This is a genomic window from Nostoc sp., from assembly GCF_036917095.1.
Lineage (GTDB): Bacteria > Cyanobacteriota > Cyanobacteriia > Cyanobacteriales > Nostocaceae > Nostoc.
Map to the genome: position 1 here is coordinate 17,763 of NZ_JBALFH010000047.1, position 25,594 is coordinate 43,356.

The 25,594-nt window shown below is 41.3% G+C and carries 23 protein-coding genes and 1 pseudogene; 10 read left to right on the forward strand and 14 right to left on the reverse strand.

What is annotated here, in order from left to right; all coding sequences use genetic code 11:
* Positions 1 to 37 precede the first annotated feature (37 nt).
* The 5 genes from V7L01_RS29440 to V7L01_RS29460 form a co-directional block, all read right to left on the reverse strand.
* Positions 38 to 1,084 (reverse strand): glycosyltransferase family 4 protein, encoded by a 1,047-nt coding sequence (locus V7L01_RS29440; RefSeq protein ID WP_335041219.1) that lies wholly within the window; start codon positions 1,082 to 1,084, stop codon positions 38 to 40.
* Positions 1,081 to 2,868, reverse strand: a complete 1,788-nt coding sequence (locus tag V7L01_RS29445; RefSeq protein WP_335041221.1) for a methyltransferase domain-containing protein — start codon at positions 2,866 to 2,868, stop codon at positions 1,081 to 1,083. Before V7L01_RS29445 ends, V7L01_RS29440 begins: the two co-directional genes overlap by 4 nt.
* A gap of 29 nt (positions 2,869 to 2,897) precedes the next feature.
* A complete protein-coding gene (locus tag V7L01_RS29450) occupies positions 2,898 to 3,413 on the reverse strand; it encodes an acyltransferase (protein ID WP_335041223.1) in 516 nt (171 codons plus the stop codon).
* Positions 3,401 to 4,753 carry an ABC transporter ATP-binding protein gene (locus V7L01_RS29455; RefSeq protein WP_335041225.1) on the reverse strand — a complete coding sequence of 451 codons (1,353 nt, stop codon included), beginning with the start codon at positions 4,751 to 4,753 and terminating at the stop codon, positions 3,401 to 3,403. The genes V7L01_RS29450 and V7L01_RS29455 overlap by 13 nt, the downstream gene beginning before the upstream one ends.
* Before the next feature lie 166 nt (positions 4,754 to 4,919).
* On the reverse strand, positions 4,920 to 5,768 hold the full coding sequence (locus V7L01_RS29460; RefSeq protein ID WP_335041265.1) for an ABC transporter permease: 849 nt from the start codon (positions 5,766 to 5,768) through the stop codon (positions 4,920 to 4,922).
* Between the two features lie 831 nt (positions 5,769 to 6,599).
* On the opposite strand from V7L01_RS29460, the gene petP reads away from it, so the two are divergent.
* The 4 genes from petP to V7L01_RS29480 all read left to right on the forward strand — a co-directional run bounded on the left by petP (position 6,600) and on the right by V7L01_RS29480 (position 9,522).
* Positions 6,600 to 6,791 carry a cytochrome b6f subunit PetP gene (gene petP / locus V7L01_RS29465; RefSeq protein WP_335041227.1) on the forward strand — a complete coding sequence of 64 codons (192 nt, stop codon included), beginning with the start codon at positions 6,600 to 6,602 and terminating at the stop codon, positions 6,789 to 6,791.
* 120 nt (positions 6,792 to 6,911) lie between these two features.
* Entirely contained in the window at positions 6,912 to 8,012 is a 1,101-nt protein-coding gene (locus V7L01_RS29470) for a Get3/ArsA fold putative tail anchor-mediating ATPase NosAFP (protein WP_335041229.1), read from the forward strand.
* Between the two features lie 92 nt (positions 8,013 to 8,104).
* Entirely contained in the window at positions 8,105 to 9,151 is a 1,047-nt protein-coding gene (chlG, locus tag V7L01_RS29475; protein ID WP_335041231.1) for a chlorophyll synthase ChlG, read from the forward strand.
* Between the two features lie 83 nt (positions 9,152 to 9,234).
* Positions 9,235 to 9,522, forward strand: a complete 288-nt coding sequence (locus V7L01_RS29480; protein ID WP_335041232.1) for a hypothetical protein — start codon at positions 9,235 to 9,237, stop codon at positions 9,520 to 9,522.
* An 87-nt stretch (positions 9,523 to 9,609) separates the two neighbouring features.
* Here V7L01_RS29480 and V7L01_RS29485 read toward each other — a convergent pair whose 3' ends face one another.
* The 4 genes from V7L01_RS29485 to V7L01_RS29500 all read right to left on the reverse strand — a co-directional run bounded on the left by V7L01_RS29485 (position 9,610) and on the right by V7L01_RS29500 (position 13,785).
* Positions 9,610 to 10,566, reverse strand: coding sequence for an MDR/zinc-dependent alcohol dehydrogenase-like family protein (locus tag V7L01_RS29485; RefSeq protein WP_335041234.1), 957 nt, complete (start codon positions 10,564 to 10,566; stop codon positions 9,610 to 9,612).
* Between the two features lie 98 nt (positions 10,567 to 10,664).
* Complete coding sequence (locus V7L01_RS29490) at positions 10,665 to 11,237, reverse strand: hypothetical protein (protein WP_335041236.1); 573 nt, start codon at positions 11,235 to 11,237, stop codon at positions 10,665 to 10,667.
* A 223-nt stretch (positions 11,238 to 11,460) separates the two neighbouring features.
* Positions 11,461 to 12,267 carry an inositol monophosphatase family protein gene (locus tag V7L01_RS29495; protein WP_335041238.1) on the reverse strand — a complete coding sequence of 269 codons (807 nt, stop codon included), beginning with the start codon at positions 12,265 to 12,267 and terminating at the stop codon, positions 11,461 to 11,463.
* 84 nt (positions 12,268 to 12,351) lie between these two features.
* Positions 12,352 to 13,785 carry a BCD family MFS transporter gene (locus tag V7L01_RS29500; RefSeq protein ID WP_335041240.1) on the reverse strand — a complete coding sequence of 478 codons (1,434 nt, stop codon included), beginning with the start codon at positions 13,783 to 13,785 and terminating at the stop codon, positions 12,352 to 12,354.
* A gap of 256 nt (positions 13,786 to 14,041) precedes the next feature.
* Between V7L01_RS29500 and V7L01_RS29505 the strand changes: the two genes are divergently transcribed.
* The gene (locus V7L01_RS29505; protein WP_335041242.1) at positions 14,042 to 14,863 is read left to right on the forward strand and encodes an Rpn family recombination-promoting nuclease/putative transposase; all 822 of its coding nucleotides are present in this window, start codon (positions 14,042 to 14,044) and stop codon (positions 14,861 to 14,863) included.
* 3 nt (positions 14,864 to 14,866) lie between these two features.
* Positions 14,867 to 15,088 (forward strand): annotated as a pseudogene (locus V7L01_RS29510) (hypothetical protein); the annotation flags it as partial.
* Between the two features lie 229 nt (positions 15,089 to 15,317).
* Here the strand turns inward: V7L01_RS29510 and V7L01_RS29515 are convergent.
* The 3 genes from V7L01_RS29515 to V7L01_RS29525 form a co-directional block, all read right to left on the reverse strand.
* Positions 15,318 to 16,604: a PP2C family serine/threonine-protein phosphatase gene (locus V7L01_RS29515; RefSeq protein WP_335041246.1), complete on the reverse strand. Its 1,287-nt coding sequence runs from the start codon at positions 16,602 to 16,604 to the stop codon at positions 15,318 to 15,320.
* A gap of 119 nt (positions 16,605 to 16,723) precedes the next feature.
* Positions 16,724 to 17,392: a vWA domain-containing protein gene (locus tag V7L01_RS29520; protein WP_335041248.1), complete on the reverse strand. Its 669-nt coding sequence runs from the start codon at positions 17,390 to 17,392 to the stop codon at positions 16,724 to 16,726.
* 30 nt (positions 17,393 to 17,422) lie between these two features.
* Positions 17,423 to 18,397 (reverse strand): protein kinase domain-containing protein, encoded by a 975-nt coding sequence (locus V7L01_RS29525; protein WP_335041250.1) that lies wholly within the window; start codon positions 18,395 to 18,397, stop codon positions 17,423 to 17,425.
* 318 nt (positions 18,398 to 18,715) lie between these two features.
* Here V7L01_RS29525 and V7L01_RS29530 point away from each other — a divergent pair, with 318 nt between their 5' ends.
* The 3 genes from V7L01_RS29530 (at position 18,716) to V7L01_RS29540 (ending at position 20,545) form a co-directional block, all read left to right on the forward strand.
* Complete coding sequence (locus tag V7L01_RS29530; protein ID WP_335041252.1) at positions 18,716 to 18,931, forward strand: hypothetical protein; 216 nt, start codon at positions 18,716 to 18,718, stop codon at positions 18,929 to 18,931.
* Between the two features lie 201 nt (positions 18,932 to 19,132).
* Positions 19,133 to 19,357 carry a hypothetical protein gene (locus tag V7L01_RS29535; RefSeq protein WP_100901136.1) on the forward strand — a complete coding sequence of 75 codons (225 nt, stop codon included), beginning with the start codon at positions 19,133 to 19,135 and terminating at the stop codon, positions 19,355 to 19,357.
* Positions 19,358 to 19,597: 240 nt separating this feature from the next.
* Entirely contained in the window at positions 19,598 to 20,545 is a 948-nt protein-coding gene (locus V7L01_RS29540) for an aldo/keto reductase (RefSeq protein ID WP_335041254.1), read from the forward strand.
* Between the two features lie 156 nt (positions 20,546 to 20,701).
* On the opposite strand, the gene V7L01_RS29545 is transcribed toward V7L01_RS29540, so the two are convergent.
* On the reverse strand, positions 20,702 to 22,231 hold the full coding sequence (locus V7L01_RS29545) for a DEAD/DEAH box helicase (RefSeq protein WP_335041256.1): 1,530 nt from the start codon (positions 22,229 to 22,231) through the stop codon (positions 20,702 to 20,704).
* 279 nt (positions 22,232 to 22,510) lie between these two features.
* Entirely contained in the window at positions 22,511 to 23,830 is a 1,320-nt protein-coding gene (rimO, locus tag V7L01_RS29550; RefSeq protein ID WP_335041258.1) for a 30S ribosomal protein S12 methylthiotransferase RimO, read from the reverse strand.
* Positions 23,831 to 24,587: 757 nt separating this feature from the next.
* Here rimO and btpA point away from each other — a divergent pair.
* A complete protein-coding gene (gene btpA / locus V7L01_RS29555) occupies positions 24,588 to 25,436 on the forward strand; it encodes a photosystem I biogenesis protein BtpA (protein WP_335041260.1) in 849 nt (282 codons plus the stop codon).
* Positions 25,437 to 25,594 lie beyond the last annotated feature (158 nt).

Below are 25,594 nucleotides of genomic sequence, written 5' to 3' on the forward strand. Positions count from 1 at the left end.
GACTTTGCAGGTGATAATGGGGAAAACCAGTTAATTTTCATGCAGCTAGCTTTTGAACAACTTTAGACCATGAAATGTTAAGGCTATGATAATAATCTCGTCCTGCTTTACCAAGAGCTTGTGCCCAAGAACGATTTTCCCATAATTGATCCATAGCTGCGGCAAGAGATTTAGAATTAGGTTCAGCAAATAAACCCGTTTCTTCATGACGGACAAATTCTAAAGAACCTCCTGAATCCATACAAGTAATAACTGGTTTGGAAGCTAGCATTGCTTCCAGGGTGACATAACCATAGTCTTCGTCCAAAGGCGGGTAAATAACTCCTATACTTTTTGCATAGGTTCTAATTTTTTCTTCTTCGCTAATTTCACCTAAAAAAACTACTCTTTTGGTTATATGTAATTTTTTAGCTAAATCCTTTAAGTGTTCAGCATAACTTACTGTATCTGGTTTCCCTGCAAACAATACCTTTACAGGATTTTTTGTTTCTACAAGGGCTTTTATTACAAGTTCTTGTCGCTTAATAGTTGTAAGCCTACTGGGAAAAAACAGATAATCATTTATATCTTCACAATAGAAAAGCTCAGAATTTTGAGGAGGGTGATAAAGCGGGATAGAATCTATTTGATTAAATCTCTTTAATCTTCGGGAAACATTTCCAGCAATAGTATAGATAGACTTATACTCTTTTAAGACTTTATTATCAGCATTAATAATTGCTTCACGAACCTGTAGTCCATTAGGAAATTTAATTAAATCGCAATAATTTGTATGCCATAAATCATAAGCTGTGCGATGCTGATGCAAAAGCCACATAACCTTATTAGGGTGAGGTATTAGGTATGCAGGAAACTTTAAACCTATAATTTTGTCTACTGCTTGACCACAATATTCTGAGAGGTCTAATAATCTACAAGCCAACATATGATCCAGAATCCGCTCTGGAGGATACCATTTAAAGGGAATTGCAACTATCTCGGCCTCATGACCGGCAGCAGATATAGCTTTTAGAAGACCTTCTGCTAGTATCTCTGCACCTCCTCTCACAAAGGGAACTTGAGTCGTAACTATTAATACTCTCATGGTTTAAATCCTACAAGTGCATAATCTTGTGGCCCATAAAAGTAATCACTGAAGCGTTCAGCCAGTTCTGACCCAGTTAATCTAGGTTGAATGGTATCAGGATGAAGCTTAATACATGTAACTTTGGATAGACCAAATGATTCTGCCACAAATGCGATCGTAGGACTTGGCAGTGGATTACGATGTGTCGGGTCTAAATAGAAGGTGTTACTACCTACTAAGATATTATCTGGATTTGGTGTTTCAAAAATCACCAATCCTCCTGTCTTAAGCACTCTCATAGTCTCACTAAATAACTTTAGCAATACCTCAAATGCTAAATGTTCAATGATATGGAAACCAGTTACTGCACCCAAGCTAGCATCTGGCAAAGATTGCAAATAGCTAATTACATCTCCTTCTATAACCTCTAGTCCTCTGATTCGGCACTGCTCTATCATTACTCTGTTAATATCCAACCCCCTAGTAATGTATCCTGAATCTTGGAGAAGTTCTAACCATTCACCCCGCCCACAACCCACATCTAAAATTGGAGATTCGGCTGTGCCTACCTTTGCTTCCTCAATCAATGGCAAATAAACTTTTAACCTACTTAAAATGTCTTCACGGCTACCTCGAAATTTCTCCTCAAAAGCAACATAAAAAGCATCTAGAAAATGTATATCTTCATTAATAAAAGTTTTTAATTGCTCTTGACTAAAAGGTTCCGGTAAACGTTTCCTTGCCTCTTGCATAAACATTGTTATTAAACGCTTCTGTTGCATTAGATCATTTTTAAGGTATCCATCGTTTCTGATGTAACGCTCATTTATTTCTTGAATACGAGTATTGGCTGTAATTATACGGCTATCTGTTGTAATTGAATGCTCATTTAGTCTTTCAATATGAGCATTTAGAATAGTTTTTTGTTCATCTATTTCTTGTACTCGGCTATTCACCGTATCCAAACTTTCTTGAATACCAGTTAGCCAGGTAGAAATTATATCAATAGCATTTAAGCTATTATCTAGCCCTTGGATGTGATTATCTATTGCAATTAGACGCTTATCCAATTCTGGAAAGCGATTATCCACTGCAACGAAGCGTTCATCTAACCCTTGGATATGATTATCTATTGCAATTAGACGCTTATCCAACTCTGGAAAGCGATTATCCACTGCAACGAAGCGTTCATCTAGCCCTTGGATATGATTATCTATTGCAATTAGACGCTTATCCAACTCTGGAAAGCGATTATCTACTATAACGAAGCGTTCACCTAGCCCTTGGATGTGATTATCTATTGCAATTAGACGCTCATCCAACTCTGGAAAGCGATTATCTACTGTATCGAGGCGTTCACCTAGCCTTTGGATGTGATTATCCATTGCAATTAGACTCTCATCCAGCCCTTTATCTACTTGCGCTTTTAAACTTGCAATTTGTTCTATTAACTGCTGATTAAGTGCTACAGACTCTTTTAGAGAGTTAATTATATTTAAATTGACTTCTCGTTGATCTTTAAAGAGAAAATTGATTACTTTTAGAATAAATTGTTGTAACTTAGTACTGAAATTAAAAGGAAATATATTAAGTTTGTCTGGCCACTTTGTACGTACCAGTGAACGAGATTCTGCATTTTTCAGAAAATTTTCAATATGACTAATACTTAACTTCAGTTTCGATATGTCTAGATTAGATTGCGAACTTGGTAATTGAGAATTAACTTGGCTTTTTCTCACCTGCTCAACAATTTTTTGTATTAATTCATCAATCTTGATTTCCGGATCGTTAGATTCAATCATTTTTTATATTTTTAAATAATATATAAATTTCACTTTGACGGGGTTATCTGTTTGACTATTTTTGCTGGAATCCCTGCTACAACATGATAACTAGGAACATCGCATTTAACAACAGCACCTGCCGCTACTACAGAATTCTTACCAATTTTACAGGGGCCAATTATGGTGGCATTACTTGCTATCCAAGCCCCTTCCTCAACTACAATATCATTTCCTTCATCTGGAAAATTGTGCATCCTCTCTTGCCCAAAATTTCTATAGTCGTGAGTTCCAGTTATTACACTAACATTGTGCCCAAAAAAAACATATTCTCCTATTACTATATTTCCCGAAGATAAGTTAAATAATGCATTATTTACAACGCATGTTTGTGACAATTTTAGTCTTTGAGGTTCGCCAAAAACCAAGTATTGTTTTAAGCTTACATCTTTGATGCGCTGATCAAAATAGCCTTGCGTTAGAGATTGCTTGAGGTAAATATCAAAATATAATTTCATCCAGCTTTCGAGCTTAGATTTAAAATAATTTTTAACTATTGTGTACATAGCGATTCCTCATAGAGTCTGATCTTTCTGCCAGATACTTGAAAGACTCCTTCTACCAAATCATTAACTGCTGCTTGTATAACTATGGCATTCTGAATCCAGTCCAGCATTTCTAAATTTTCGTGTGTTCCATCTCCGAATGCTATATCTAAGGCATAGTTACCACCAGCTAAGTGGGGCCAAATAAACTCAAAGTCAACTGTTGCTCTTCCTATTTCTGATTTAGATAGCCAGTAGCTAGCAAAATTTTTATCTAAGAGTTCTGTACTCCATCCTGATAAAACAGTCCTCAATCTATCGAGTAGCGCTATGCCAACATTTGGCTTTCTAACTTTGTCGTGTCTGAATGTAGTGATTCTAATTTTTAATACATCTCCAGGATAAACCAACTGAATAGGTTGACCCTGACTGTCTAACACGGAAATATACTCAATTTCTGCACGTCCTGTACCAAATCGTTCAAATCCATAAAAAGCCATATACGGCTTTTTAGTAAAAGGATTTGATTCTTTAATGGTGATTTTAGTCAAATCAATTTCTTCTTCATTAGCACCAATATTTTCATTCTTATTTGAATCCAAATTTATGCTAGTTCTTTTATTTACTTCTTCATGTACCCATGCTTGATAGTGTTTACATACTTCAGCCGGTTGTCCAGCATCTACAAGAATCCCTTGATTAATCCACATAGCTTTAGAGCAAAGACGTGACACAGATCCTACATCATGGGATACAAATAAGATTGTTCCTCCAGAATCTTGAAAATCTCTAATTTTTGCCATACAACGATGGACAAAGATCCCATCACCTACTGCTAAAGATTCATCTACAATTAAAATTTCTGGGTTAACGTTAATTGCTACTGAAAATGCTAAACGAACAAACATACCGCTAGAGTATGTTTTGACTGGTTGTTCTATGAAATCGCCAATTTCAGCAAAGGAAGCAATTTTGTCAAACTTTGCTTCTATTTCTGCTCGGCTTAATCCTAAAATCTGCCCATTAAAAAATACATTTTGTCTGCCTGTAAATTCAGGATTAAATCCGCTACCTAGTTCTAGTAAAGCTGAAACTCTGCCGTGAACCGATACCTCTCCTATCGTTGGTGTCAAGGTTCCAGCAATAATTTGTAGCAATGTACTTTTACCAGAACCATTTTGACCAATAATTCCTAGTGTCTCTCCTTTAGGAATCTCCAAGCTAATATTATTTAATGCCCAAAACTCTTGAGCGTGGCTCTTACCAGGTAGTAAAATTTCTTTGAGTCTATCTACCGGACGAGCATAGCGCTTATAGCTCTTTGAGATATTCTTCAGGGAAATTGCAATCTCCTCACCCATAACACCGCATACTTAAACTACTAAAGAATTTTACACGCTACAACTTTATCAATTAAAAATTATTTACGTCATTAAATTTTTGGCTTTTTATCGAATCAGATTGTTATCTATTTACTATATAGGTAGCATTTGCGTGTTTTAAAAGCACTTTAATAATGAAAGCTGCCTATAAAACATCTGCAAAAGCTGGACGCAAACGCTTGTACACTGTAAAACCAAAACAAAATATAATTGTTGCGATCGCAGAAGCAACTCCCCATTCACCCCAATGCTTCACCTCCCCAATTAAAACTATGTCACGATAAACTTCAGCGATCGCTGCCATTGGATTTAACCAGAATACCAAACTCCGCCATTCCTCTGGAATTGCTGATGCTGGATAGACAAGCGGTGTCAGATAAAACCAAATATTTAAAATCACTCCTAAAGTCTGCGGGATATCTCGCAAAAACACCGTTAGTCCTGCGGTTAAATAGCCCAATCCTGCTGTTAGCAATAACTGCGTTAGCCAGATCAAGGGTAATAGCGCCAAGGTAGTATGTAAAGTATGAGCATTGACCGCCACGAAAAAAATCAATGCCATTAAACCAAAGGAACTCTCGATAAATGTTGATAAAACTGGCACTAGAGGTAACAAAGCTAAAGGAAACACTACCTTCTTGACTAAATTCGGTTGTCCTAGCACCGAATTAGCAGACTGCATTAGACCACCCGTAAAAGCAATCCAAGGAAGTAACCCTGCAAATAGCCATAAACCAAAGGTGAAATCATTTGCTGGTAAACCATTGAGATTAGTCAGCTTCACCTTCAGTACAGTGGAAAATACATAAGTATAAATCAGTAACTGTGATAGCTGATTTAGCAAAGGCCACAAGTTGCCCAAAACAGAACCTTTGTAACGCGCCTCTAAATCCCGGCGTACTAGAGTTCGCAGTAAGTCGAACTTCGTCCACAACTGTTCATCTATGGGCAAGATGCCCCTCCATCTCCTTACCTTACGTACAACTCCCCGCATTGTCGGCAACAATTTCTACTTCCTCGCTCACTACCCACTCACCTAATTGCTCTCACAGAAGTATCATATTTATGAAAGTTCCTTTTTTAGGGACTTTCAAATAAAAAAATAAAAACTACTTCTTGTGAGGTTGGGTCTCACCCACCTTACATTAGGGCGGGCTTTCCGGCTTACTCCACAAGATTGGATAATTTATTTGTTGGAAATCCCTTTAGTGCTTTGAGAATCTATCATCACTAGAAAATTGTATCCAAATTATCTTGCTAATCATACTATAAGTTGGCTATTGTCAAGTGTATTTTTACTACAACAAATATAACTTCTGTTTACAAGACTGCTTTCTTTGTTAAGGATACGAGTTTTGCTGAACTCAACCTATCTGGATCGACTCCCTGCGATCGCAAATATTCTGCTAATTTATTAGCCGATTGGTGTTCTTGCTGTAATTGTTCAGCTAACTACGTCGGTGTTAGTAATTTCTCCCCCGTATCTAGACGCTAAAATCCCCATAATCCCCCTCCACCGACACTCTTAGTCCTATGGAAAATAGAGAAATTGGTCTGCTAAAAGTGTAGCCTGCCTGTTAGGTATTGTTTAATTCCTTCTAGAGTGGTGATAATTGCGTAGAGATGTGGTCTGATTCTGCCAATGGTTGACCGTCTGAACTGGGATATTCGATGTTGGGATTGACTATTTTGATGGTTGTAGTCCCTAATCCCCTATATCTATACTATGGGTTACTCAGTACTCCTGAACTCTCCTGGAATCAGTGACCGTTGAGTGACGGATTCCGCTACACTGAAACTTGGTTTATCTGAATTGTAATCAGGCATGGAAATCGGACAAAAGGTCAAAGTCTTTCGTTTGCGCGATCGCGTCTCTCCCCCTGTTGTAAAAAAACTAGGGCAAGTAGGTATCATCCAAGGCTACAAAGTCACCGATGGTGCTGGGATCGGTGTAGTGGTTCTCTTTGACGACAATTCTTCTACTTGGTTCTTTGAAGATGAAATCAAACCTGTGTAGTAGTAAAGAACTCAAATCTGGGTTTTTCTTTGACTCGGAAGTTGAAAGCACAGGTTGAGAGTCTTTGTTGAGTGCTAAGTTGGAGTTGAAAAGCTCGGCGGTGAAAATAGGAATCAAGTAATGGCTCTAATATTGACATTTTTGGGCAAAGGCGGCACCGCTCGTACCAAAATTGCGATCGCCGCCGCCAAATTATTGGCAAGTCAAGGCAAGCGCGTACTCCTAGCAGGACATCCAGAACCAACATTGTCAATTCTGCTGGGTATTCCCATTGCTGCCGATCCTCAGGAAATTGCTCCCAATTTGCAAGCAGTCCAGTTTCAAGCATCTGTACTACTAGAACGCAACTGGGATGAAGTGAAGAAACTGGAGGCACAATATCTCCGGACGCCCATCTTCAAAGACGTTTTTGGTCAAGAACTGGTAGTATTACCAGGCATGGACAACGCCCTAGCGCTGAATGCTATTCGCGAATATGATGCCAGTGGCAAATATGATGCGATTGTGTACGATGGCACAGGCGACTCTTTAACGTTGCGAATGTTGGGTTTGCCAGAATCTATCAGTTGGTATGTCCGGAGATTTCGACAATTGTTCGTCAACTCCGATTTGGGGAAAACAATTACTGAATCGCCTTTGATTCAACCGCTGATTAGCAGCTTTTTCAATATCAATTGGACAGCAGATAACTTTGCAGCGCCCACTAACCAAGTCAATAATTTCTTAGAAAAGGGGAGAGCCGCTCTTGCCGATCCCAAACGTCTGGCTGCTTTCTTAGTGACCACTGGAGATCCGATTGAGGTAGCAAATGCTCGTTATTTGTGGGGTAGTGCTCAACAAATTGGCTTAACTGTTGGTGGTGTTCTAGTTGTGTCTACTGAGACTAATGCCAACCTGTCACAGGAATTTATCCCTCTACCTGTGAGCGTCGTTCCTGACTCGCCAACAGGTGACTGGCAACCATTGATAGACGCCCTACCCAACTTTGAAGCACAAGCTCTACAGGCTCCCAAACCAATTGAAATAGACATCCACAATCGTCAAGTACGCTTATTCTTGCCAAGTTTTGACAAAAAGCAAGTAAAACTTACCCAATATGGGCCAGAAGTCACTGTAGAAGCAGGAGATCAGCGGCGCAATATTCCGTTACCCCCGGCTCTGAGTGGCAGACCCGTTGCTGGAGCAAAGTTTCAGAATAATTATTTGATAATTTCGTTTTAATTTAGTTAGGAGTTAAGAGTGAGAAGTTAGGAATAAAACAATAATTCATAACTCCTAACTCCTGACTCCTCACTCTAAAAAAAACACGCCTTATGTCAGAATCAACTCCCATTACCCCAGACCCCAACCCATCTGAGACACTAGACTCAGTGGCAAATAATCCCAATGAGCAAGCGAAGGCATCTGCCGATCGCAGTGCGAAAACTAGGCAACTGCTGGGGATGAAAGGTGCAGCGTCTGGGGAAACTTCAATTTGGAAAATCCGTTTGCAGCTAATGAAGCCGATTACCTGGATTCCCCTAATTTGGGGTGTAGTCTGTGGTGCGGCTTCTTCGGGTAACTATACTTGGACGCTGGAAAATGTGTTAAAGGTAGCAACCTGTATGCTGCTGGCTGGGCCATTGATGACCGGTTACACCCAAATCCTCAATGATTACTACGATCGCGAAATCGATGCTATCAATGAACCCTATCGCCCGATTCCCTCTGGAGCAATTCCCCTACCCCAGGTAATTATTCAGATTTGGGTATTACTGATTGCTGGTATTGGTTTGGCATTTGTGCTAGATGTGTGGTCTGGTCATGAATTCCCGACAATTACAGCGATCGCGATTATCGGTTCTTTCATCGCCTATATTTATTCTGCACCTCCCCTGAAACTCAAGCAAAACGGCTGGCTAGGCAGCTACGCCTTGGGCGCAAGCTATATTACCCTACCTTGGTCTACAGGACACGCCTTGTTTGGCGATCTCAATTCCACAATTGTTATTTTGACAATGTTCTACAGCTTGGCTGGATTGGGTATTGCCATTGTTAATGATTTTAAGAGTGTAGAAGGCGATCGCCAGCTAGGATTACAGTCACTACCAGTAATGTTTGGTATCACTACTGCGGCATGGATTTGTGTAGTAACGATTGATGTATTTCAAGGATTGATAGCAGCTTATCTCGTTAGCATCCATGAGAATTTGTATGCAACAATACTAATACTGTTAATCATTCCGCAAATCACCTTGCAGGATATGTATTTCCTGCGTGACCCCGTGAAGAATGATGTTAAGTACCAAGCCAGCGCCCAACCGTTCCTTGTTCTGGGAATGCTTGTCACTGGTTTAGCGCTGGGTCATTCTGGCATTTAAATTATACTTCTATCGTAAGAAGCTAGAAATTGGGAGTTAGGAGTTAATATACTTTTAACTCCTAATTTGTATCAGGAAATGCTGTGTTGGAACTGATATTTTTTCTCATTCATGCGATTCAACCTTTTTTAGTCCCGATTTGCTTTGTCGTTGCTTGGACTGTAACTATTCTCTTTGTTTTGAGTCTCTGGTCGGCGGCACGAGAAAGTGTGGCTACAGCCAAGCAAATGCATCAAATCCCTTGTACTGGTTGCCAATTTTTTACCGACGACTACCGTCTTAAATGTACTGTACGTCCATCTATTGCCAATACAGAAGAAGCGATCCATTGTTTGGACTATCTACCGAAGACGAATCCTTATCTGTATTAGGGACTGGGGACTGGGGATTGATGGAGAATAACCAATGACAAATGACAAATGACTAATGACAAATGACTAATGACTAATGACAAATGACTAATGACTAATCTCTAACAATACCTTCAAAACACCCCGACTCTGAGCGCGTTCAAAAGCTGCAAGCCCTTCAATGAGGGGATAGGTTGCATGAATCAAAGGTTGCACGTCAATTTGTCCTGTTGCTAATAGCTGGAGTGCTGGAGCAAAGGGGCCACAACGGGAGCCTATGAGAGTAATTTCATCCACTACTAACGAAGAAGCATCCAGGTTTAGCTTGCCAGAATAAGTACTTTTCAGTACAAGCGTACCACGGGGACGTAAGGCGCGACGGGCGATCACAAATCCTTCAGGGTTGCCAGTACATTCTACTGAGATATCGAAATATCCATCTGTAACAGCGTCGGCTAGACTCGTTTTTATCCCCCGTGCCTCTAAGTTAGCCAGTTTGTCTCGATGACGCCCCACAGCTAAGAGTTCACAGCCAGTTAGGGCTAGCGTCTGGGCTACCAACTGCCCTAATTTGCCATCTCCAACCACTAGCACCCGATCGCTTGGACGCAATGGCACTTGCTGTTGAATTTCCAAAGCTGCTGCTATAGGTTCGGTAAATGTTGCTACTTCTGTTGGCACATTATCAGGTACGGGATGCAGGTTCTCCACCGGCAAACAGAGATATTCACCAAAGGCTCCATTCCGGTTGACAATACCTAGAACTGTGCGATTTTCGCAGTGAGTTGGTTGTCCGCTGCGACAAAACCGACAATGCCCACACACAGCGTTGATTTCTCCAACTACGCGTTGGTTAACTAAGTGTTCTGGCCCTTTTTCAACCACGCCGACAAATTCATGCCCCAAAATACCAGTGTAAGGATAATAGCCTCTGAGTAGTTCCAAATCGGTGTTACAGATACCCGCACGCAAGACGCGTACTAAGGCTTCTCCTGGTGGTGGTTCAGGAATAGGAATATCTGTGCGTAGTTGCAACTGGTTATTTTCGAGCCAAAGTCCTTTCATTTCTCTTCACGTCCTTTGCCTAATTACGTTGTCATACCACTTTGAAAAATTTTTATAAATATATATACCGACGTACATCTGTACCCCTATAACCATACCTATGTCTCTGTAGAAGGTATTTCTTTAATTTTGGTTACATCAATTTTGCTTAACCAAGTAACCAAGTCATCTGAGTCAAGCGCTATCTCGCTTCCTAATGTTTTGATATAAAGAAGTCCGTCGCTAATAATTAAATCTCTAATTGGATACCATGAATCTCGTGTTCTGATCAGAAGTTCCAACGGAATCCCCAGTCTTGAAGTAGATTTGCGATATTTCCACCAAGCTCGCCATAGAAGCACACATTTAGTACAGTGCATTTCATAGCCTTTGGGAATTTCGCAGTATTGATACTGATAGAAACCCCGACTATCTACTTCTCCTTTAAGGAGATAACTATATTCTGCTAATGCCTGATTTATCAATCCCCACTGGGATGATTTTGGAGAAATCGAGAATTCAGTTAGGGTGTTAGATAGTTGGATGGTGGCAATTACGCCTTCAGATTTTGCTGTCAGTTGGTTGGTCTTATACACTGTTTGTGCTGTCAAAGCAGGGTTTGACAACAAAACTTCTTTTTTTTGGATAGAGTTTTGCACAAACTCTCGAATTAAATCTAGATCGGACAACATAAAATTATTTATACTAAATTAGCCAGTGTAGTGTAATGTAAGCTACAAAAATACTTGAATTAATAACTACACTGGTCTGGCAGTTAAATCAGGAATATTACCAGCTTTCTTTATACTAAATTCTTTGTTTGGCTAGGGTTTTGTTAAGTTTAATGTCGAGTATGTCCCCCACTAGGCTGGTTGACAAAATAACTGTTTTCAGGGATTAGAGCGGCAGATTAAATTAAATTTTTACGCCTTCGAGAAAAGGTTGAAATACCGGAATTAATTCGGGACGACTAACTACAAGGGTGGGAAAAGAGCGATCGCTATAATCTTCTCCCGGTGACAACGGAAATGGTTCTGACTTCAGCGATGACCAGACCCCACCAGCAGCCTGGACAATTACCCAAGCCCCGGCTAAGTCCCAAACTTTTGGTGTCGCCTCAATCCCACCAAGAGTAGCCCCAGTGGCAACTGTCAAAAAATTATAGCTAGCTACACCCAACATCCGAATTTTGCAGGGAAAGCCGTTTTGGATAACTGCGGTGCTACGGGAACAGAGGTTAAAAAAGTGATTATTGCTGGGACTATCTACACTGGTATGGATGGGGTGGTTGTTGAGAAATGCTCCTATTGGAGGTGTTAACCCAGATGAACCTGCCCAGAAACCATGAAAAGCTTGATTCAAAGTTGGCGCGTAAATATACCCAAAAATGGGTGTACCGCGATACAGTAAACCCAGAGATATTGTCCAAATGGGAATGCCGCGTGTGAAGTTGGTTGTACCGTCTAGAGGGTCAATTACCCAGCACCACTCCGTACCGGGAAATGACTGATCGCTCTCTTCGCTCAAAATGCCGTAACCAGAAAAATTAGAAGCGATCGCATCTCGAATTTCTCGATCTGCCCATTTATCGGCTTGCGTCACCAAACTACCATCAGCTTTTTGGTCAGCCTGTACTTTCCCAAAATCTTGCATTAATTGCTTGCCCACCCTAGTAGTGGTAGTTTGGGCAAAATCAAGAATTGTTGTCCAAAAATCATTCATTGGTTATTAGTCATTTGTCATTTGTCATTGGTCATTGGTCATTTGTCCCATGCCCAATGCCCAATGCCCAATGCCCTATACAGTTTAGTCTAAATCGCTTTCCAAAACTGAAGCGATCGCTTGCTTGGTACTTGTTTGAAATTCTGTAATGTTCACCCGATTCAAAAACCAAATCGACAGCACCATTCCCACGGCTTCTAGAACGAATACCAGTCCATAAGCTAGTTCTAAGCTAGGTAGCAGCTTCCGTCCAATATCCAAAACTGTACCTCCGATTACCACCGCGATTCCTCTAGAGATGGACTGCGCTAATCCCCATGCCCCAATAAACGTACCTGCGGCTTCTGCTGCGGTGAGATCCAACATCAAGCTAATTGCGGCTGTAGTTAAAAAACCTGTGGCTAAACCGAACAATACCAAACCTAATTTGAGAACTGCTGCATTAGCTGTGAATCCTGATATACCTAGCAATATTGCACAGAATGCTACCAACATACAGCCGAAACGTGCAGTTCTGCGCTTACCCAAACGCGGGACAATATAAAAGCCAGTAACGCCGTAGGCAATCAGTAGACCGATTCCATAAAAAATATTTAATTTGGTACTTTCCGCTAGGGGCATTTTAAACACTTGACCCGCATAAGGTTCTAAAATCGGGTCTTGCATAAATAAACTGATAGTCATCACCAGTAAAAAGGTGAAGAATATACCTGTTTGCGGACTAGCTGTTAAGATTTTCCAAGCATTGCTTAGAGTAATGCTGTCCTCTCGGTTCACCAGTGTGGAACGGGTTAAGTATTGTGAGTACTTTTTTTCTACGCCGAATGTGGCTGCGATCGCTAAACCAAATACAATTGCTGGGACGATAGTAAACAGTCTGTTGACCGCTCCCTGCAAGGTTTCTACAGTTGCTTCTGGCGTTAATTGTTTTAGCAAGCTGCCACTAATAATCGCCCCAACAATTATCCCCACCATCAGCATCGACCAAACCACACCGACTACTTTAGAACGGTTATCTTCTTCAGATATATCCACCAACAAAGCAGCAAAAGCAGTACCGCTAGCACAAATTCCTAGACCGTATATAGCGAAAACTAAAGCCAAAAGCGCTGTCCAGCCGATTGTTTGGGTTGTCCATACCCAACCACCTGCACTAGTAGCGGCAAGATTCATCTGCCACATTACTTGTACAGCTAAAAATGCTGCGATCGCAAATATTGCTGCGCCCACCCAAACATAAGCTGTGCGATGGTATCCCCATAACGGCTTGGCATCGGAAATCTGGCCAAACCAGACACGAGAAGGAGCAACAAATAAAGGCAGTGCTAGAACGACTGATACCAGCGTCGCCGGAATTGCTATTTCTTGAATCATGACTCTGTTGAGTACCCCCAGAGTCAAAATGGACATCATACTCAACCCCATCTGAAATAAACCCAGCCGAAACATGGTCAGCAGGTTTACCCTTGGCACAGATAAGGATTTAGTTTTGGTATCAAATACTTCACCACTTGCCATAGCTACTTTTTCGTATAGTTTATAGGATTTAATCTCTCTCTCTTTAAATAAAGATAAACCCTACCCGCTCAAAATCAGCGAATGAAAAGTTGAAGTTGCGATGGCTTCTCTTCGAGACGCTACGCGAACGCCTGCCACAGGCATCGCACTAATTTGGCAAGCAGTTATATACCTCGATTAGCGCCAAGTTAGGATTAATCTTTAGGGCTTGGTGGTAATCCGCGAACGCATAACGAGAGAATTTTAGGATGAAGTAGTGAAACGAGACTCCATTTACTATCAAATTTTTAAGCGCTTTCCTGGTTTACTCTTTGAACTGATTGATAATCCTCCTCTGCAAGGGCAAAACTATCGGTTTGAATCACTTGAAGTCAAAGAAACCGCTTTTCGCATCGATGGTGTGTTTTTAGCTCCAGAGGATGCAACATCGAAGGTGATCTTTTTTGCTGAAGTTCAATTCCAAAAAGATGAAGCCCTCTACCATCGGTTCTTTACCGAGTCGTTGATGTACCTGAACCGGAATCGTTTTCAGTACGATGACTGGTTCTGTGTGGTAATTTTTTCATCACGCTCTTTGGAACCAAGCGATCAAAGAACTCATCGAATATTTCTCAACAGCGATCAAGTGCAGAGAATCTATTTAGATGAGTTAGGCGCGACTAATCAGCAGCCAATAGGCATCAACTTGATGCAGTTGACTCTAGCATCGGATGAAGTGATGGCAGAGCAAGCAAAGCAATTGATTGAGCGGGTAAAATTAGAGGAAACGGACACGCTGCCGAAAAACGAAATACTAGACATCATCACCACAATTGCCGTTTATAAGTTTTCGACCTTGAGTAGAGAGGAAGTTGAAGCTATGCTAGGACTCACTTTGGAGCAAACAAGAGTTTATCAGGAAGCGAAAGCTGAGGGTCGAGAAGAAGGTCGAGAAGAGGGTCGAGAAGAACAGAAAGCTGAAATGTTGAAACTTACCGTCCCTCTGTTACTAAAAACAGGGATGAGTGTGGAGCAGATTGCTCAACACCTCAATGTTGATATAGAAGCTGTCCAGATTGCCGTACAGTCAAGCACATAGAATGAGGAAGTTGAAGCTATGCTGGGATTGACTTTGGAGCAAACAAGAGTTTATCAGGAAGCGAAAGCCGAGGGTCGAGAAGAAGGCCGAGAAGAACGGGAAGCTGAAATGTTGAAACTTACCGTGCCTCTGTTACTAAAAACAGGGATGAGTATGGAGGAGATTGCTCAACATCTCAATGTTGATATAGAAGCTGTCCAGCTTGCCACACAACAAAATACATAGAATTGATATTTCATGTCTGTTGTCATATTTTGGCAAAATGAGGAGACCTTGATTAAAATCCTCAATTGCCCTTTTATGGTATCTAGAGCGATCGCTCCAAAATATGACAGATTAAGATGTTCATGACTTCATCGCAGTTGGGACTTGCTAGCAGGGGACTCCAGCCTCTCTATACTGTCTTCAAAAACGTGCTATTATAACATATAATGTAATAATTTTGGATTTCGATCTACAGCAAAGATGACAAAATCGCAATACCCTTATCATCACCAGTTGTTCTTTGCCAAATCTCTTTATTACTCAAAAATTGATTGAGTTCAGTTTGGGTAAACTCCCTAGTACGGATACCCTGAAAAAATTTACTCAAAGCTCCTGATATTTTTAACCCATCGTTACTAACAAGCTTTTCCCCAGCACCATCTGTAAAAGCAGCTACCCCTGTAACATTCTGAACATCAATAAAACCGTAGTGAATATCCTCCTCAGTCAGATGTTCAGTCAAAAAAGTAGTTTGATTTGCAAAATCACCTTTACCTAAAGGCCCAAGCAATTCCAGATTTTCTCCTTTTTCAACGACTATAAAACCATCACCAACTTTCAGCCAGAATAATTGATTTATACCAATTATTGTTATTAATAATGTACATCTAAACAAATCAAATGATTCCTGTTTCTCCTCTGACAACTCCTTAAGGATTTCAATGGCATATTTTATAAAACGATGAGCATATTTTTTTTCAATCTCTCTGTCTTCTTGTCGATCTTTATCTAATATTTCTTGGTTAATATCTTCTATAGATGCTGTAAAACGATTTAAGTATCTAACTACAGCACTGGAACCAAAATGAGACAATCTTGCGCTTCCAGCGCCATCTGCGACAAAAAGAGCAGCTCTTGGAATCAATACAGATAATGCTGAATCTTGGCAGGGGATAGGAGGATCGACCCGTAAATGCGAACTTCCAACAACAGCATCAAAGACCCTTCGCCATTTCTTCCAAGTTGTCAAATTCTTTTGAATATCTATAAACTCTTCTGAAGTAGCTAATGCTTGCGTAATGCTTGCAGGTTCAGATGTTTCTGAAGTAGTTTTTTCAAGCTTAACGTATTCCTGTGTAATAGTTTTCTCTGTTTGCTCACTGACTCCTTGATAATCTGGATGTTCAATGCTTAAGTTAGGAGAATTTATAAGTTCAGTATCTTCTTGCTCAGGCAAGATAGATGCTTCAGCCGATAAAGATTTAGTTGGAGATGACGTTTTTTTGGTAGATTTTTTTCTACCAGTGCCAGAACCTGTATTTTTTATATCTTTAGCATATTTTATACACTCATCTGGTATGACCTCCTTACCCTGTTTTTTTTGAATTTCCTTCAAACGCTTCATACTTTCTAAGTAGTAGGTAGTAACACCATCTACTGTCGTATTTGTTATTATGTGCTGACGAACTCCGGGAAATCTATTTATAAAGTCATTATATTCTGCTTCTCTAAATAGTATCTTTTGCTCTACTGCCATTAACTCATCTCCATTAACTAAATTCTCCTCATCAACATTCTGAAAACTCTGAGAAAATAACCTAGTCAAGCAAGTCTTTAGATTCTGAAACAATCTGTTGATAAATTCAAATAGCATACTTAAAAGCTTTCCCAGTCATCAGTTGATTGCGTTGCTTGAAAACTCACTCCGGGAGTAGATTTAGTAATTACTTCCCCCACACTTTGAGAAAGCCATTTGAAAAATTCTTCAAACTTTAGACCTGTAAGTTGTTTGGGTGGGTTGTCAGATGAACAAAATTCAGCAAGTTTACTAAGATTGCAACGCTCACCAATACCAACTGCAATGACAAGCATTTTATTCGTCTCAGCTAGCTTACGCAGCTTAGTTGCTGCAACCTGATAGTTATCAGTTGGTTCACCATCAGTCATTAGTACTAACCAAGGCTGGTAGTAAGAAACTCCAGACTTTTTATATTCTTGTTTACGTTTTTCTAGAACCTGAATTGCTTTATTTATAGCTTCACCCAATGGCGTATTTCCAGTAGGAGTTAGGGTAGGCACTTCTACTTTCTGAATAGATTGAATTGGGACAATTTCTTGTGCTGTTCCGCCAAAAGTAATGATACCTACATCAACGGCATAAGATGCAAAATCATCTTGAATAACAGCTTGAATAAACTGATTAACTCCCTGGTTTAACTCGTTGATTGGTTCTCCACGCATACTCACACTAATGTCTAGAACTAACATACATGGGCAGCGTGAAGTTGGATTGTCAATTAGATCATCATAATAACTAGTAGGCATTTAATTATCTCCAGCTTTTTCTATTAAAATTTAGGAATTTTGACTCTGTTTTGGATCTTTAGGCTTCATTTCTTTGGCATTATATCCTCTTTGCATTGCATGAAAGTATTTTTCTAAGGCATCTTTCCAGTCTGTAATAGATGCGCGTTGCGATGGTTGAGTAACACCATTCTTTAATGTTTGAATAAATAAACTTTTGACGTTATATGTCAAATGACTCCAAATGTTGTACCAATTACCTCTTGGAATCGCTCCTTCATATCCGGGTCTTGCCCCTCCCTCACCATAGGGAAAACTAGCATTTTTTAAATTTTCTACGGGATTTCCACCACCAATATTGTCATAAGGATGTCGGCCAAGCATCAAACACTGAAACATAAGAATTGCTAGGGAAAAAAGATCACTTTCAATTGTCCTCGTTATATATTGAAAATCTTTCCCATGATGTTCTATCGGAGTCATTTCAGGTCTACCAACAGGACAGCGATAAACCTTATTATCTTTTTTAACTTGATAGCTATCAGCATCGATTAAATAAGGCTGAAATGTCTGCGGGTCACAAATAATATTTCCTAAATTTATATCACCAATATAAACCTGATTTTTATGTAATTCATCTACAATATCTAATAATATCAAAAGCATTTTTACTATATTGATTCGGTCTAAATCCGGAAAGGATTTTTCATATAACATTGGATGTGCTAATTTTGTCAAAGGTATGCCTTCAACCCTCTTCATTGCATATCCAATATAGTGAGCATTTTGATCAAAAACTAAAATTCTAGGCCAAGCAATATTGGAGTGTTGGGCTAATTCTGTCATACTTTTTTGTAATTCTATTTTTTCTCGAAATTCTGTGCCTCTTTCTTTTAATTTGTCTGGATGAAATATCTTGACAACTTTAGTTGGTTCTGAACGAACTAAATAAACATTTCCCTGACCTCCTCCACCAACTTTTTCTCCTAACTTACGGCTGTTACCTTTTCCATCATAGACATCCATAAATTAGCTCCCATCTCTAGAAAAGCAAGTGTTCCCCAACCATAAAAAATAACAGCTATTAACAAACGGGTATCCTGACATCAGAATAGTTTCATGAACTGCTGCAACACTCTTATTACATATCTTTCCCAATTTCTGAGGTTTGATAACATTTAATCAGAAATTACGTGCCAAATCCTTGATTTTTAGCCTGCGCCAGTCCTGAAGTGCTATGTGTTTTATGTTTGATTTCCAGCCAGTTCCGGCGAAGTGGTGACGATCGCACTCCAGCAATTACAATGAGAGTACAACTAGTGTTGTACCTTCAGAAGCTAAAAAATGAAACGCACACTATATATTCCTGATGAGTTGTGGGCACAACTTGACCAATACTTAAAAGATCGCCCAGAGCAAAACCCATCAAGTGTTGTACAGGAAGCACTGGCGGAAAAGTTACGCCCCAAAAATGGTTCAAGGCTACTATCGCTAGCAGGAATCGTGGAAAATGCTCCTACAGATGCTTCAGTTAATAAAGATTATTTGATACAAGGATGAAGCGTCTCGTTTTAGATTACAGAGATTTGAGTTGGTTTAAGAGTCTAGAATTGTGGTTTCCCTGAGCATTACCCAGGTAAGTTTAAACATTATGAAAATGTGGTTTTAACTACGCTATTCTATTGAATTAGTAAGATACACTTGCCGTATGTATGTCATCAAACTACTTAGCTTCATCTAGTAATCAAAAAGGCATAAGCAATGAGTCAAGAACCAGTCAAAGTAATATTATGGGAAGAAAATCAAAAAGATTTTCTAAAAAAGTTCTACGATCTCCAATTTACTCCCAGAGTAGGAGAGGAAGTTTACCTAAAAAAAGAGAAATGGAAAGTAACCAGAGTTGAGCATGATGTAGAAATTAGTGAAATTAATGTCTACATGCAATTAATCAAAAAAGTCAAGCAGGAGAAACCATCTAATTCATAATTACAAGTAAATACACTCAACTATAGCAATCCTATTTGATTTGTGAGAATTGCAGCCCGCAGATCCCCGACTTCGTAAAAGTTGTCGGGGATCTTGTTTATGCGCGTTTGATTCAGGGTTTAAATGCGATCGCACCGTGAAGATCCTTAAAAAGATTAGATCGACTTCCCCACACCTAATCTTGTCTGTAACGATACACTATAAAAGTAAAGAAATGTAAATAAACTAAATTTTGCAACCGTGGAAAACATCACATTGGGGCAAAATGGCCCATCTGTTACACCCTTGTGCATAGGCACTTGGGCTTGGGGTGATAAACTATTTTGGAATTATGGCGATCGCTACGGCCCAGAACAGTTACAAGAAGCATTTACCGCAGCCTTAGAAGCTGGGATTACGTTCTTTGATACTGCCGAAATCTACGGAATGGGAAAGAGCGAGGAATTTTTAGGGCAATTTCTGCAACAGACACAACAATCTGTACAAATCGCCACAAAATTTGGCCCCCTACCGTGGCGATTTACAGCCCAATCTGTCTCTGATGCTTTAACAGCCAGCCTCAAACGGCTACAACTTGAGCGGATCGCCCTGTACCAAGTGCATTGGCCTTTTGCCTTCTTTTTAAGTCAAGAAACTTTGATGAATGCCCTAGCGGATGAAGTGAAGCGGGGCAGAATTGCGGCAGTCGGTGTGAGTAATTACTCAGCAGAGCAAATGCGAGACGCGCATCAAATATTGGCGGCCCGGGGAGTGCCTTTGGCTGTGAACCAAGTACGCTATTCTTTACTTACTCGTCAAGTTGAAAGCAAAGGTATTATGGCAACTGCCCGTGAGTTGGGTGTGACTATTTTGGCTTATAGTCCTCTAGCACAGGGATTACTGACAGGCAAGTACAGTATTGATAGTACTGAAACCCCCACTGGTGCGAGGAAAAGAGACCCGCGATTTAAGAAAGAAGGTCTGCAAAAAATTGCCCCAGTTATATCTTTGCTACGCAATTTTGGAGAAAAATACGATCGCACCCCTGCTCAAGTTGCACTCAACTGGTTAATTGCTCAAGGGAACGTTATTCCCATTGCTGGGGTGAAGACAGCCGAACAGGTACGTCAGAATGCTGGTGCTTTGGGCTGGAGATTGAGCGACGATGAAATTGGAGAGTTAGAACAAGTTAGCCGTCCTTGGCTGTAGTATTTTTAAACTGTCTAAAAAAGCCAAAAAGTCAAGAGTATAAAGTCAAAATCTTAACTCTTGACTCTTAACTCTCAACTCTCAACTTTGCTAATTTTTAGATTTGGATTTTGGATTAAAGGAAAAATCTAAAATCCAAAATTAATTAACTCTAGACTAAGAAGCTGATTCCCTAGCTGTAGGTGAACCTATCTTTTTACTAGGAGATGCAGAAGAATCCTGTCCACTTGTCCGCAGTTTGGGCTTGGGAGAAGAATGTCTTTCTTCACCATTGCTGCTATCTGATTTCCAGGCAGCACGGGGGCGATCGCTGGAAGATTCACGACGTTTGCCGAGTCTTGGTTTGGGAGCAGAGGATTCCTCTTGGGGAATTTCCACGTCTGAACTCAACCAAGCAGGACGAGTTTGATCGTAAGCGATTTGCAGTGCAGCTGCGGCGATCGCCTGAGCATCGTATTCTTCAATCAGTTCGCTAACAATTGGCAAGAATGAAGCCAAACGCTCGCCTGTCAAAGCTTCTCGCACTTGTTCTTGCAATTTCAGAATGTGTCTTGCTTCAATCTGGGCGCGTGTGGGAATGGTCAGCAATTGCCAACTTTGGCGGTTATGACGTTCAAATGTTTGCTGTTTGCGGCGCTCAAATGGCTGTACTAGAGAAATTGCTGTTCCTTCTTTACCAGCACGACCAGTACGACCAATACGGTGGACGTAGGTTTCTACGCTATCGGGTAAGTCATAGTTGATTACGTGGGAGAGTTGATCGACATCTAACCCTCGTGCTGCAATATCAGTTGCTACCACCCAGCGAACTTGACGGTTACGGAATCTAACTAATAAACGTTCCCGTGCTTGTTGGGACAAGTCACCGTGGTATTCATCGACACTGTGACCAGCCCCTTGTAACTGACTGGTAAGTTCTGCGGCTGTGCGTCTGGTGCGGACAAAGATTAAAGCTGTTTCTGGATCTTCCATTTCCAGAATTGGCTGTAAAGCTTTGGCTTTTGTCCAGTGGCGGGGGATCAAGTAAGCTACTTGATTAATCTTGTTGGGAGCGGCTTTTGGTTGCTCAACGGTGACAGTTGCAGGCGATCGCAAGAACTTGTTCACCAACATCCGAATCGATGGTGGCATTGTTGCCGAGAACAAAGCTGTTTGGCGATCTACGGGCGCTTGCGAGAGGATTTTGATCACATCGTCGATAAAGCCCATGCTCAACATTTCATCGGCTTCATCCAACACAAACCACTTCACTTGATCGAGCTTTAAACAGCCGCGATCGAGTAAATCGATCACGCGTCCGGGAGTACCCACAACCATGTGAACGCCACGTTTGAGTTGCAACATTTGACGGTCAATTGATTGACCACCGTAGATTGCTAATACCCGCAATCCTTCATTACCGATGAACTGCGCGATCGCATCGTGAACTTGCATTGCTAATTCACGAGTTGGTGTTAAAACTATGGCTTGCACAGCTTTTTGATTAACATCCAGCCGCTCTAAAATAGGCAGTGAAAATGCTGCCGTTTTGCCTGTTCCAGTTTGAGATTGACCTACTACATCACGACCGGCTAGCAATTGGGGAATTGCTTGCACTTGAATGTTAGTTGGTTCAGTAAAACCAATTTTTTCTAGTTGTTCGACACGTTCTTGGGAAATGCCTAATTCTTGGAATGAAAGAGTCATTAATTCTCCTAAATTTTTTGTAAGGATTTTGGATTAGTCATTTAGTCATTAGTTATTAGTCATTAGTCATTAGTCATTAGTCATTAGTTATTGGCTAGTTAGTCAGCCAAGGGTGATAGCAAAGTCTCAACTTTTCGAGAAGCTATGCCCACGAGTGAGTCCCCGAACTTCAGGTAAACCCTCATGAAAACTGCCATTAATGCAGCGTCGAGCTTGGGATAAGGGTAAATCTGTAAGGGTCATTTAACAAAAGACAAAAGACAAAAGACAAAAGACAATTTAGTTATTGACTACTTGACCATAGAGGTCGTATGTATCAGCGTGGTGAATCGCTATTGGCACGATGGTTCCTAATTTTGCCTGGCCTTTGACATACACCAGACCATCAACCTCTGGGGAAAATCTACCTGAACGACCGATTAATTCACCACTTTCAGGATTTTCTTGCTCAATCAGGACATCAACGATTTTGCCTACTTCCTGTTGATTTTTCTTTTGAGAAATCGGTTGCTGGAGTTCCATAAGTTGGTATCGGCGCTCGTCCATCACCGATTGGGGCAACTGATTTGGCAAATTGTAAGCTGGGGTTCCTTCCTCAGAGGAAAAGGTGAAGACACCAACATGATCGAATTCATGCCGCTGGACGAACTCTAGTAGATGCTCAAAATGCTCGCTTGTTTCTCCTGGGAAACCAACAATAAATGTTGTCCGCAATACGGCTGTTGGTAGCGCCGTTTTGATGCGATCTATAATCCCATCATTTACGCGTCCTTGCCAAGGACGGTTCATGGCGCGGAGAACATCTGGATGAGAATGCTGCAAGGGCAAATCCAGGTAAGGCAAGACGTTGGGTGTTTCTTGAATCGCCGCTATCACATCTGGGGTCAGTCCCGTGGGATAAGCGTAATGCATTCTGATCCACGGTATATCTACTTTCCCCAAAGCGCGAAGTAATTCGGCTAATTTTGGCTTACCGTAAATATCCAAACCGTAATTAGTGGTGATTTGGGAAATTAGAATAATTTCCTTTACCCCTTGACTAACTAACTGCTCGGCTTCGGCGACTATAGATTCAATAGTACGCGATCGCTGGTTCCCTCGAAGATGAGGAATTATACAAAATGCACAACGATAATCACATCCTTCCGCAACCCGGAGGTAAGCTACGCCCTCCGTTGTCGTGCGATAGCGCGGTGTAGTTTCGTCAGCAATATAGGTTGGCTCAATACTAACCTCTTTGACCCGCTCGCCAAGTTCAACACGCTCAATTACATTTACAATTTTGTGATAATCGCCAGTGCCCACAACGGCTACTGCTTCGGGCAACTCTTCCAAAAGTTGTTCTTGGAAGTGTTGCGCCATACAGCCAGTGATTACGATTTTTTTGTTTGCCTCTGCCAGTTCTACCAAAGTTCTGACAGATTCTTGCCGGGCTGCTTCAATAAAACTACAGGTATTAACAATAACGTAATCTGCTAACTCTTCATTTGTATCTACACCGTAGCCTGCTTCTACGAGCATCCCCAGCATATGTTCTGTATCAATTCGATTTTTCTCGCAGCCCAGGTGAGAAATCGCAATTGTTGGCTTGTCACCCATATTTTGAAAATATCTTCATTTTTTTCTTGTAGTCAAACATTCTGGCGCTAATTTCGCTTTTTTCCGATCGCTATCCTTCTGATAACTGTACAGTGGCAGATTCCCACTGTCAGCAACTGTCCGTAGACTTATGACCCTATCAATAATAAAAATAGAGGTCATGTTATGATATTTTTATCAATCTGTTCCCCAGGGTAAATTGAAGTGTCTTTGGGTACATTTGACACTTGTAATCTTTTTTAACAATTCGCCTATTGGTATTTTACATTACCGCAGCGTGTGCGTTGTTAACCTACCCATCGGGAAGCCGCCCAAAGGGCTTGTTGTGAGAAGTCGCTACCCTCAGGGAAGTCGACGAAAGCGACTACGCTTATAAAGCAGTAATGCTACCCTGGCGATTGGCAAAGTCCTACGATTGTGCGCGGACGAGACGCCTAAACCACGGAAAGCTGCCTTGCGTCTAGTGAGTGGCAAACTCCTCTTGTAGCCAGGTTTTATCTTAACATATCTTATGGGAGGTTTGACGCCAATTTCCATCCGAGGAAGGAGGCAATAAACCGACTATCATAAAACACATTTGACTAGTTAATGAAAAGTCAAGAGTCAAGGGTCAAGAGGAACCAGTCACGTGCGGGGTTTCCCCCGTTGAAGAGCCACCCCCACACGGAGGTTTCCGACCTTCAGGGGAGTGGCGTTGAACTGGCGTTCAATAGTCAAAAAATTCTGGACTCTGGACTCCGCGAGGCGGATTAAAGACGTGGACTTATATCAGATATTTAAAACTCGCTCACCAATTATTGGCGTGGTTCACCTGCTACCACTGCCTACCTCACCCCGTTGGGGAGGTAGCCTAAAAGCGGTGATTGACCGCGCCGAACAAGAAGCCGCAGCCTTGGCAAGTGGAGGGGTTGATGGGTTGATTGTAGAGAATTTTTTCGACGCGCCGTTTACCAAAAACCAAGTCGATCCAGTGGTTGTGAGTGCCATGACCATTGTGGTACAGCGGATACAGAATTTGGTGACTTTGCCTGTGGGCTTAAATGTTTTGCGAAATGATGCCAAAAGTGCAATAGCGATCGCTAGCTGTGTGCAGGCACAATTCATCCGCGTCAACGTTCTCACAGGGGTGATGGCAACCGACCAAGGATTAATTGAAGGAGAAGCCCATCAGCTACTCCGCTATCGACGGGAGTTAGGGTGTGATGTTAAAATCCTGGCCGATGTGTTGGTGAAGCACGCCCGTCCTTTGAGTTCTCCAAATCTCACAGTCGCCGTGAAAGACACCATTGAAAGGGGTTTAGCAGACGGAGTGATTTTATCCGGCTGGGCTACTGGTAGCCCTCCTAACTTAGAAGATTTGGAACTAGCTTGTGGCGCAGCAAATGGCACGCCAGTGTTTATCGGTAGTGGGGCCAATTGGGAAAATATTGATACATTGATGCAGGCAGCAGATGGTGTAATAGTTTCTAGTTCATTGAAACGTCACGGACGCATTGAGCAACCAATTGACCCAATTCGCGTCAGCCAATTTGTGGAAGCTGCACGTCGCATTTGGAACTCCAAAGGTGAACGCAAGCCAGCAGAACAAGTGAAGTTACATTCTTAATTGGGGCATAGGGAATGGGGAATAGGGCATGGGGAGAAACAATATGCCCAATGCCCGATGACGGCAGTTGCTCCACTTGGAGAGACCCCAAGACCCTTCGGGTTCGGCAGTCCCCCAGACGCTCGTTCCTCGCTACCGCTACCGCTAACGACGGAAAC

Excerpts from the sequence above, each read along its gene's own strand:
- rimO (WP_335041258.1), bottom strand. The coding sequence starts at position 23,830 with ATGGGTGACAAGCCAACAATTGCGATTTCTCACCTGGGCTGCGAGAAA.
- V7L01_RS29500 (WP_335041240.1), bottom strand. The coding sequence starts at position 13,785 with ATGGCAAGTGGTGAAGTATTTGATACCAAAACTAAATCCTTATCTGTG.
- V7L01_RS29495 (WP_335041238.1), bottom strand. The coding sequence starts at position 12,267 with ATGAATGATTTTTGGACAACAATTCTTGATTTTGCCCAAACTACCACT.
- V7L01_RS29520 (WP_335041248.1), bottom strand. The coding sequence starts at position 17,392 with ATGCCTACTAGTTATTATGATGATCTAATTGACAATCCAACTTCACGC.
- V7L01_RS29460 (WP_335041265.1), bottom strand. The coding sequence starts at position 5,768 with ATGCGGGGAGTTGTACGTAAGGTAAGGAGATGGAGGGGCATCTTGCCC.
- petP (WP_335041227.1), top strand. The coding sequence starts at position 6,600 with ATGGAAATCGGACAAAAGGTCAAAGTCTTTCGTTTGCGCGATCGCGTC.
- V7L01_RS29440 (WP_335041219.1), bottom strand. The coding sequence starts at position 1,084 with ATGAGAGTATTAATAGTTACGACTCAAGTTCCCTTTGTGAGAGGAGGT.
- V7L01_RS29515 (WP_335041246.1), bottom strand. The coding sequence starts at position 16,604 with ATGGCAGTAGAGCAAAAGATACTATTTAGAGAAGCAGAATATAATGAC.
- V7L01_RS29545 (WP_335041256.1), bottom strand. The coding sequence starts at position 22,231 with ATGACTCTTTCATTCCAAGAATTAGGCATTTCCCAAGAACGTGTCGAA.
- V7L01_RS29455 (WP_335041225.1), bottom strand. The coding sequence starts at position 4,753 with ATGGGTGAGGAGATTGCAATTTCCCTGAAGAATATCTCAAAGAGCTAT.
- V7L01_RS29535 (WP_100901136.1), top strand. The coding sequence starts at position 19,133 with ATGAGTCAAGAACCAGTCAAAGTAATATTATGGGAAGAAAATCAAAAA.
- V7L01_RS29485 (WP_335041234.1), bottom strand. The coding sequence starts at position 10,566 with ATGAAAGGACTTTGGCTCGAAAATAACCAGTTGCAACTACGCACAGAT.
- V7L01_RS29490 (WP_335041236.1), bottom strand. The coding sequence starts at position 11,237 with ATGTTGTCCGATCTAGATTTAATTCGAGAGTTTGTGCAAAACTCTATC.
- V7L01_RS29450 (WP_335041223.1), bottom strand. The coding sequence starts at position 3,413 with ATGTACACAATAGTTAAAAATTATTTTAAATCTAAGCTCGAAAGCTGG.
- V7L01_RS29525 (WP_335041250.1), bottom strand. The coding sequence starts at position 18,397 with ATGGATGTCTATGATGGAAAAGGTAACAGCCGTAAGTTAGGAGAAAAA.
- chlG (WP_335041231.1), top strand. The coding sequence starts at position 8,105 with ATGTCAGAATCAACTCCCATTACCCCAGACCCCAACCCATCTGAGACA.
- V7L01_RS29530 (WP_335041252.1), top strand. The coding sequence starts at position 18,716 with ATGAAACGCACACTATATATTCCTGATGAGTTGTGGGCACAACTTGAC.
- V7L01_RS29470 (WP_335041229.1), top strand. The coding sequence starts at position 6,912 with ATGGCTCTAATATTGACATTTTTGGGCAAAGGCGGCACCGCTCGTACC.
- V7L01_RS29445 (WP_335041221.1), bottom strand. The coding sequence starts at position 2,868 with ATGATTGAATCTAACGATCCGGAAATCAAGATTGATGAATTAATACAA.